Source organism: Terrisporobacter sp., assembly GCF_017888745.1.
Classification (GTDB): domain Bacteria; phylum Bacillota; class Clostridia; order Peptostreptococcales; family Peptostreptococcaceae; genus Terrisporobacter.
The window spans coordinates 1-8,593 of sequence record NZ_JAGHFM010000004.1 but is presented as its reverse complement, the minus strand read 5'-3'; the positions used below and the strand labels follow the sequence as shown (position 1 = coordinate 8,593).

The 8,593-nt window shown below is 25.5% G+C and carries 7 protein-coding genes, 1 pseudogene and 1 CRISPR repeat array; all 8 genes and pseudogenes read left to right on the top strand.

Going from position 1 to position 8,593, the window contains the following annotated elements; translation table 11 throughout:
• Positions 1-1,359, top strand: a 1,359-nt coding sequence (cas8a1, locus tag J7G74_RS00130) for a type I CRISPR-associated protein Cas8a1/Csx8 (protein WP_297130148.1), incomplete at its 5' end; no start/stop codon positions are given.
• A gap of 14 nt (positions 1,360-1,373) precedes the next feature.
• A complete protein-coding gene (gene cas7i / locus J7G74_RS00125; protein WP_297130145.1) occupies positions 1,374-2,270 on the top strand; it encodes a type I-B CRISPR-associated protein Cas7/Cst2/DevR in 897 nt (298 codons plus the stop codon).
• A gap of 18 nt (positions 2,271-2,288) precedes the next feature.
• Positions 2,289-3,365, top strand: coding sequence for a CRISPR-associated protein Cas5 (gene cas5 / locus J7G74_RS00120; protein ID WP_297130142.1), 1,077 nt, complete (start codon positions 2,289-2,291; stop codon positions 3,363-3,365).
• Between the two features lie 57 nt (positions 3,366-3,422).
• A complete protein-coding gene (locus J7G74_RS00115; RefSeq protein WP_297130139.1) occupies positions 3,423-3,707 on the top strand; it encodes a GIY-YIG nuclease family protein in 285 nt (94 codons plus the stop codon).
• 92 nt (positions 3,708-3,799) lie between these two features.
• Complete coding sequence (gene cas3 / locus J7G74_RS00110) at positions 3,800-6,172, top strand: CRISPR-associated helicase Cas3' (RefSeq protein ID WP_297130136.1); 2,373 nt, start codon at positions 3,800-3,802, stop codon at positions 6,170-6,172.
• A gap of 59 nt (positions 6,173-6,231) precedes the next feature.
• Positions 6,232-6,768, top strand: a pseudogene (locus J7G74_RS16870) (CRISPR-associated protein Cas4).
• A 22-nt stretch (positions 6,769-6,790) separates the two neighbouring features.
• A complete protein-coding gene (cas1b, locus tag J7G74_RS00100) occupies positions 6,791-7,783 on the top strand; it encodes a type I-B CRISPR-associated endonuclease Cas1b (protein WP_297130133.1) in 993 nt (330 codons plus the stop codon).
• Positions 7,784-7,800: 17 nt separating this feature from the next.
• On the top strand, positions 7,801-8,079 hold the full coding sequence (cas2, locus tag J7G74_RS00095; protein WP_297130129.1) for a CRISPR-associated endonuclease Cas2: 279 nt from the start codon (positions 7,801-7,803) through the stop codon (positions 8,077-8,079).
• 178 nt (positions 8,080-8,257) lie between these two features.
• Positions 8,258-8,549: a CRISPR direct-repeat array (repeat unit 30 nt; unit sequence ATTTAAGTAGAACCATACTGGAATGTAAAT).
• Positions 8,550-8,593: the final 44 nt, after the last annotated feature.

Here is an 8,593-nt window from a genome sequence, read left to right as displayed (position 1 = left end):
TCTGCTGCCATATTAGGTCTTTTAGAGTATTTTTCTGAAATGGATCCATTAGAAGAAATTCATAAAATTAAAGATGATTGTATTGAGTATAGTAGTAAAGCTCTAAGTAAAGAGAATTACTTGAAATTTGTAGAAATAAAGTATGGTGAAAATCTTCATCATAAGTATGTGGACTCCAAATTAGAAGGATATACGTTTGATGATAAGAATGAAAATAATAAGGATTTTATAAAAATAATAAATGAAAAACTTAATGGAAATACCATAATGAAGAAAGTTTTTAAAAAAGTAAAATTTGATGGTACTAATAAGGAAGAAATTTTAGCTTTAATCGATGAAAATAGAGAAGAGTTAACACTTGAAACTTTTAGAAATAAACAAGATATGTATAGAAACTACTGTAATACTAACCAACTATTTAATGAATCTCAAAACTATTGTAGATTAGTGGGATATTGTATTGATGCACCTAAAAAAGGTAAATCTACAGGATATGCTTTTAACATGAATAGTTTTGTAGGACAAGATATACCAGAATTCGACTATATACCATTTGCATTTTCAAATGATCGACAATCAATATTTATAAATGATAATTATGAAATAAAAAGGCTTAGAGCATCGAAGCGTACTTTAGAAGATAAAATAAAATTAGAAAAGTCAAAGTTAGAATCGGAAAGTAAAAAGATAAGTGCAAAATATTCTTTATTTAAAGCGATCATGGAGTCATCTGATTTTATTGAATATGATGTGGAAGTTATAGTAAAAGATAGAGATAAGGATTATTTTGAAACATTATACATAAGAAAACAAAGTATAGATATTCTGAAAAAAATTAATAAAAGTAAAATTGATTATAACTCTCTATTTTTCCCTTACAAGATAAGTGACAATTATTACATTAATATATATGAAAAAGTGATGGAATCTATTTTAAACAATACATTATTAGATGAAATTATAGAGTTGTTATTAAAAGATAGAAAAAATAGTTATAAAGTTTATCAATTAATAAAAATAAATAGTTTAATTAAGGGGGGAAATAAAATGAATAAGATTATTAGAGAAGATATTTACAAATGTGCTCAAAAGGTTATACATAAAATACCTGAAAATAAGCTAGATAGCTATAGAAATAAGCTTACTAGCTCTATAATATTTAAAGATTACGATAGATTTTGTGAAATTTTACTACAATTATCAAATTACTCAGATGTGTACTTTAATTTTGCAGATAGACTATTTATAAACTTTGAAGAGAATAAAGACATAGCGTATATGTTTGTAAATTCATTAAGCAAAAATAAAATTGATGATAATTCAAATGAATCTAATGAATCTAATGAATCAAATAAATAAGGGGGATATAAAATATGAAAAAGAATTCTTTAACATTAACAGCAGTAGCGAATATGACTTCAAATTATTCAGAGGGATTAGGAAATATAGCAAGTGTACAAAAAGTATTTAGAAATAGAAAAGTATACTCTATAAGAAGTAGAGAAAGTTTAAAAAATGCAATCATGGTACAAAGCGGAATGTATGATGATTTACAAACAGAAGAAAATGGTGCAACTCAAAAATTAGCAAATCTAGAATTAAACGCATCTAACTGTAGGGCACTTGAAGGTGGATATATGAATACAAAAGGAACTACAACTATAAGAAAAAGTTCTTTTTATTTAACAGATGCCATATCTTGTGAAAGTTTCGTAAATGAAACAAGATTTCATAATAATTTATACTTAGCAAGCAACTTAGCTAAAGCAAAGAATATAAATTTACAGGAAAAGGCAGGAGAAGCAGGTCTTATGCCTTATCAATATGAATACGACAAATCTCTAAAAGTATACAGTATCACTATAGATTTAGAAATGATAGGAAAAGATGAAAATTTTGAAAATGAAGAAGGCTATAAAGAAGCAGACAATAAAGAAAAGGCTGATAGAGTAAATTCTATATTAGATGCCATAGAAAATTTAAGTCTTACAGTAAAAGGAAACTTAGATAATGCAGAGCCTGTATTTGTAGTAGGGGGATTATCTAATAGAAAAACACATTATTTTGAAAATGTAGTAAAAGTAGAAGAAGGAAGATTGGTCTTATCAGATGATTTAGTAGAAAAAGTATCAAAAGGCTATAATGTTGGTCTATTAAAAGGAGATACATTTATGAATGAAGGCGAAATCATAGAAAAGTTAAATCCTACTAGTATAATTAAATTTTTTGATAAATTAAGAGAAGATGTAAATGCTTACTTTGAGGTATAAGAGAAAGTAGGTGAAACAATGAAAGCTCTAAGAATTGAACTACATCAAAGTAGTGCAAATTATAAAAAAGAAGAAACAATAGATAATAAAATGACCTATCCACTGCCTCCAATATCAACTATAATAGGAGCTTTACATAATGCTTGTGGATATAAAGAATATAAGGAAATGGATATAAGTGTGCAAGGCAATTTTGAATCTATGCATAAAGAACCCTATACTGACTATTGTTTCTTGAATTCCACTATGGATGATAGAGGAACATTGGTAAAAATGAGAAATGAAGATTTCTTATCTAAGGCATTTGATAAAGTTGCAAAGGCTAATAAATCTCAAGGTAGTAGTTTTAGAAAAGGAATTACAATTCAAGTATATAATCAAGAATTACTAGATGAATATAATAAATTAAAAGATTTAAATGATGAAATAAAGAAATTTAAAGATACCAAAATAAAAAAAGTATTAGAATTGACAAAAAAAAGAAAGAAAAGTTTATCAGAAAAGAAGAAAAAATTTGATAAAAAAAGTGATGAATATAAGACAGTAGCTCAAAGAGAAAAAGAAATTAAGAATTATGAAAAATTAATAAAAGAAAAGGTTAAAGAATACGAGATAGAAAATTATACTAAACCTATTTCTAAATATCGTTCATTGACAACATCAGTGAAATACTATGAAATTTTAAATAATATAGATCTTGTTATTCATGTAAGAAGTGATGAGAAGACTTTAAATGAGTTATTAGAAAATATATATAACTTGAAATCTATTGGAAGAAGTGAAGATTTTGTAGAGGTGAAAGATGCTAAGATAGTTGAGTTATATGAAGGTAAGATCAATTTTAAAGGAAGAAATTCTATCTATTTAAATTATGATGATGTTAAAAGTAAGAAGATTAGGACTAAGTCAGATGAAGGAAAATCAGTGAATGGAACAGTCTATTACTTAAATAAAAATTATAAAATAGAAGATGGTAAAAGAGTATTTGTTAAGAAAAAGGTATTATATACTTCTCTATCTGTAATAAGAAAAACTAGTGATAATGTTTTTGTTGACAAAGAAGGTAAAAAAGAATATATAGTAAGCTTTATTTAAATAAAATTTATGTAATGTTAGAAATACAAAATAATTTATTATATAGAGGATGTATTTATGAAGGTTGTATATAAAATAACTTACCCTAATGGAAAAATCTATATTGGAAAGGACTTAACAGATAGTATTAACTATTTTGGAAGTGCTAATAATGATTTGATAGAAAGAGATTTTACAAGAGAAGAAAAAAGAGACTTTACTATAAGAAAAGAAATATTATGTGAATCAGAAATAGCAACAGATAAAGAAGTTAATAAAAAAGAAATTGAATATATAAGATTATATGAATCGAATAATCCTAATATTGGATATAATAGGTTACCTAAATTTAAAGAAAAATAACTTATTAGTCACTAAAAGGTTTCTATATTGAAAGGGGGTGGCTTTAGTTAGAGTTTTGTAATTATAATAAACTCTCTTACTAAAGGTAAAGAATGAAGGAAGATATATATAATGACTTATTAGATAAATTAATAATTAAATGTATTGATGAAAGATATGCAAAACCAGATAAATCAATAAAGAAACATACAGATGAATTATTAGAAGTCTTAAATTTACTCTGGGACTTAGGATATATAAAAGAACAAAGAATATATGATTTAGTTGAAAAAGCATGTATATATCATGATATAGGAAAGATAAATAAGCAATTTCAGAAAAGGATTAAAAAGGGAAGAAAAGTTAAGTTTGATGATAATAATGAAATATCACATAACGTATTATCGTTATTTTTTATAAAAGAAGATAAATTTGAAAGTGAAGAAGATTATTTTAGAGTAGCAAATGCAGTAGTTAATCATCATGATTATTGTAAAACGAGTAAAGTAATCGATGAAAAAGAAACTTTAATAAGATCATTATTAGATGAATTTGAATATGAAGAAGATGGATGTTTTATCAACTCAGAAATAGCTGAAATATCTCATGATATAGATTCTATAAAAATAAAAGGTTATCTACATAAGTGTGATTACAGTGCCAGTTCTGGTAATATAGCAGAATACAAAAATGACTTTTTAGAAGAGGTATTGGAAAATGTACTTACTACATGGAAATCATCAAATAAAAATGCAAACTGGAACGATTTACAAAAGTTTTGTATAGAAAATAAAGATGAAAATATTATAGCAATAGCTCAGACAGGTATGGGAAAAACAGAAGCAGGGTTATTATGGATGGGAAATAATAAAGGATTTTTCATATTACCAATAAGAACAGCTATAAATGCTATTTATGATAGAACTAAAAAATATATTTTGGATTATTATAAAGATACTTCAGATGAAGAATTAAATCATAAACTAGGATTATTACACTCAAGCTCTTTAGAGTATTTACTCTCTAAGAAAGATGGTGAAAATAGTTATTTAGAAACTATAGAAGATGATATAGGTAATAAAGAAAATCAAGAAATAATCAAATACGATAATGAGGCTAAGCAATTATCTCTTCCAATAAATATTTCAACAATAGATCAATTATTTGATTTTGTATATAAATATCCAGCATATGAATTAAAACTTACAACATTGGCATACTCAAAAGTCGTAATAGATGAAATACAAATGTATGGACCAGATTTACTAGCCTATTTAATATATGGTTTAGAAAAAATAGTAGAACAAGGAGGGAAAGTGGCTATTTTAACTGCTACTCTACCACCATTTGTGAAGGATTTATTATGTAAAAACATAGATTTTAAAATGAATGAAAATGGATTTGTGGATAATTCAATAAGACATAATTTAAAAACTATAGATGCAAAAATCAGCTCAGATGATATATGTAATAAATACAGTGAAAATGAGAAAAAGAGTATAAGCAATAAAATACTAGTAGTTTGTAACAGTATTACAGAAGCCCAAAATTTATACAAAGATATAAAAGACAAAATAGGGAATGAAAACTTACATATGCTACATGCTAAATTTATAAAATGTGAGCGTTTGGAAAAAGAATCACAAATTATTGATTTTGGTAAAACTTATAAAAAGGATAGTGAAGAACTAGATAAGCAAAGTGGAATCTGGATATCTACATCAATAGTAGAAGCTAGTTTAGATATAGATTTTGATTATTTATTTACAGAATTACAAGATTTAAACTCATTATTCCAAAGGCTAGGAAGATGCAATAGAAAAGGTAAAAAAGATAGTAGTGAAAATAATTGTTTTGTTTATACTCAAATAGATGAAAGAAGCTTTATAAATGGAGAAAAAGGATATATAGATAAAGATATTTTCGATTTATCAAAAGAAGCTATATGTTCATGGGATGGACAAATTTCTGAAAAACAAAAGATGGATTTAATTGATGAGTATCTTACTATGGAAAAAATAAAAAATAGTAGTTATATAAAAGAATATAAAAAAGTATATGACTATATAAAAGAATTGACACCTGATACTTTTAAGGAAAATGAAGTTAAGTTGAGAAATATATTATCAAAAGATATAATACCGAGTCATATTTACCACAAATATAACGGTGAGATTAAACAGTTAGAGCTGCAACTTAGCAATCCTGAACTAAACTCAAAAGAAAATAAAGCTGAAAAGGTTAAATTAAAAAATAAGCTGAGACAATATACAGTGTCTGTTCATCCTAATCATATATCAAATTATTACATAGCGAGAAAAAATGGGTTAGCTTTAGATTTTGAAATTGTTAAATTAAGCAATTACGAGCATATACCCGTTATAGACTGTGAGTATAATGAGATGGGATATAGGCAAAAACAATTTAAAAATAAAGAAGACAATAAAGAACAGAGTATTAATACAATAGATGATTTTATGTTTTAGAAAAAGAGAGTAAATCTTTAAAAGAGGTGTATTATTTGGAAAAACAAATTACAGGGGTAATGGTATACTACTATGAAGTATGCAAAAGAAAGCTGTGGTATTTTTATCATGAAATACAAATGGAGCAAGGAAATGAAAATGTTGAAATAGGAAAAGTGTTAGATGAAGAAACTTATAAAAGAGATAAAAAGCATATTAACATAGATAATATTGTAAATATTGATTTCATACGTTCAAAGGGAATATTACATGAAGTTAAAAAGAGTAAGAAGATTGAAGAAGCGAGTATACTACAAGTAAAATACTACTTATATTTTTTACATAAAAGAGGGGTTAAGAATATAAAAGGGAAGATAGATTATTCTTTTAGTGTAGATAGTTGTGGCGTTTAAGTGAAGGTTAAGAATATAAAAGGGAAGATAGATTATCCACTTCTAAAGCAAAATATAGATATAGAGTTAAAAGATGAAGATATGGAAAATATGGAAGAAATACTAAATAACATACATGACATAGTGATGAAAGACACTCCACCAATATTGGATAAGAAAAGAATATGTAAGTCTTGTGCATATTATGATTTATGTTTTATTTAAACTAATATAAAAGGGGAAACTTATGAAGAGAAGTTATTACATTTATAATAATGGAATTTTAAAAAGACAAGATAATACAATAACATTTATTGATGAAACTGGAGAGAAAAGATATATACCAATAGAAACAGTTAATGAAATTTATGTAATGTCTGAAATGGATTTTAATACAAATTTAATTAATTATTTATCTCAATATGGAGTAGTAGTACATTTTTTTAATTATTATAGTTTTTACACAGGTACTTTTCAGCCTAGGGAAAAACTGGTTTCTGGAAATCTCTTAGTAAATCAAGTTGAACATTATACTAATGAAGAAAAAAGATTAGATATAGCTAAGAGATTTATAGATGGTGCAAGTTTTAATATATATCGTAATTTAAGATACTATAATGGTAGAGGAAAAGATGTACAAGTTTATATGGATAAAATAGAAGAGTTGAGAAAGCAGATACCTAAAAGTAAAAGTATACAAGAACTAATGGGATATGAGGGTAATATTAGAAAAACATATTATGAGTCATGGAATGTTTTAATAGACCAAGATATAAATTTTGATAAAAGAGTAAAAAATCCTCCTGATAATATGATTAATACATTAATATCTTATGTTAATACATTAGTTTATACAAAGGTGTTAAGTGCTATATATAATACTCAATTAAATCCTACAGTAAGCTATTTACATGAGCCAGGCAGTAGAAGATTTTCACTAAGTTTGGATATTGCAGAAATATTTAAACCTATAATTGGCGATAGACTGATATTTTCTCTACTAAATAAAAAGCAAATAACTGAGAAAAGTTTTACAAAAAATCTTAATTATTTACATTTGACAAAAGAAGCATCAAAGACCATAGTAGCAGAGCTTGATAAAAAATTACAAACAACAATAAAACATAAAGAATTAAATAAAAATGTATCCTATGAATATTTAATGAGATTAGAATGTTATAAGTTAATAAAGCATTTATTAGGAGAAAAAGAATATGAGCCATTTAAAATATGGTGGTAAACTATGGGGGATATACTATGTATGTAATTTTAGTTTATGATATAAAAAGTGATGAAGGTGGTCAAAGGGTATTAAGCAAAACTTTTAAAACCTGCAAAAAATATTTATCACATATTCAAAATTCAGTTTTTGAAGGGGAGCTATCAAATTCACAAATTGTTAAGCTACAGTATGAATTAAATGATATAATAAGAAGAGATAAAGATTCAATAATTTTGTTTAAGAGTAGAAGTGATAAATGGTTAGAAAAGGAAATGTGGGGTATAGATATTGATAAAACTAGCAACTTTATTTAATTGTCTACCTGAGATAGTGTAAAATTCGTGGGGAATAGACAAATATAGTAATTTCAATTAGTTGGCTATTAAATTATTGTATTAAGTTGAATAAAATTTCTTATTAGTATAGTGAGATTTTTAGGTCGACAAAATAGATACTTGCATATTTGAATATTTCTATCGTTTATACGATACGATTTAAGTAGAACCATACTGGAATGTAAATGAGAATCATAAAGACTTGATTAGGAAATTTAGAAAAATTTAAGTAGAACCATACTGGAATGTAAATTAAGATAACTCTCGCAATCTTCTATAGAGTAGAATATTTAAGTAGAACCATACTGGAATGTAAATACTCGAAGTTAAGCAGTAGGCTTTTTTGATTTTTAATTTAAGTAGAACCATACTGGAATGTAAATTTTGAAAATTTAACTCGAATGAGATTAGGAAGATTAATTTAAGTAGAACCATACTGGAATGTAAATAATGCTTTTTCCATTTGAGAAATTAATATCGGTAAGATTTAAGT

What these genes read in the sequence shown, in the direction of transcription:
- cas7i (WP_297130145.1), top strand. Translation starts at nt 1,374, where the DNA reads ATGAAAAAGAATTCTTTAACATTAACAGCAGTAGCGAATATGACTTCA.
- J7G74_RS00115 (WP_297130139.1), top strand. Translation starts at nt 3,423, where the DNA reads ATGAAGGTTGTATATAAAATAACTTACCCTAATGGAAAAATCTATATT.
- cas2 (WP_297130129.1), top strand. Translation starts at nt 7,801, where the DNA reads ATGTATGTAATTTTAGTTTATGATATAAAAAGTGATGAAGGTGGTCAA.
- cas3 (WP_297130136.1), top strand. Translation starts at nt 3,800, where the DNA reads ATGAAGGAAGATATATATAATGACTTATTAGATAAATTAATAATTAAA.
- cas5 (WP_297130142.1), top strand. Translation starts at nt 2,289, where the DNA reads ATGAAAGCTCTAAGAATTGAACTACATCAAAGTAGTGCAAATTATAAA.
- cas1b (WP_297130133.1), top strand. Translation starts at nt 6,791, where the DNA reads ATGAAGAGAAGTTATTACATTTATAATAATGGAATTTTAAAAAGACAA.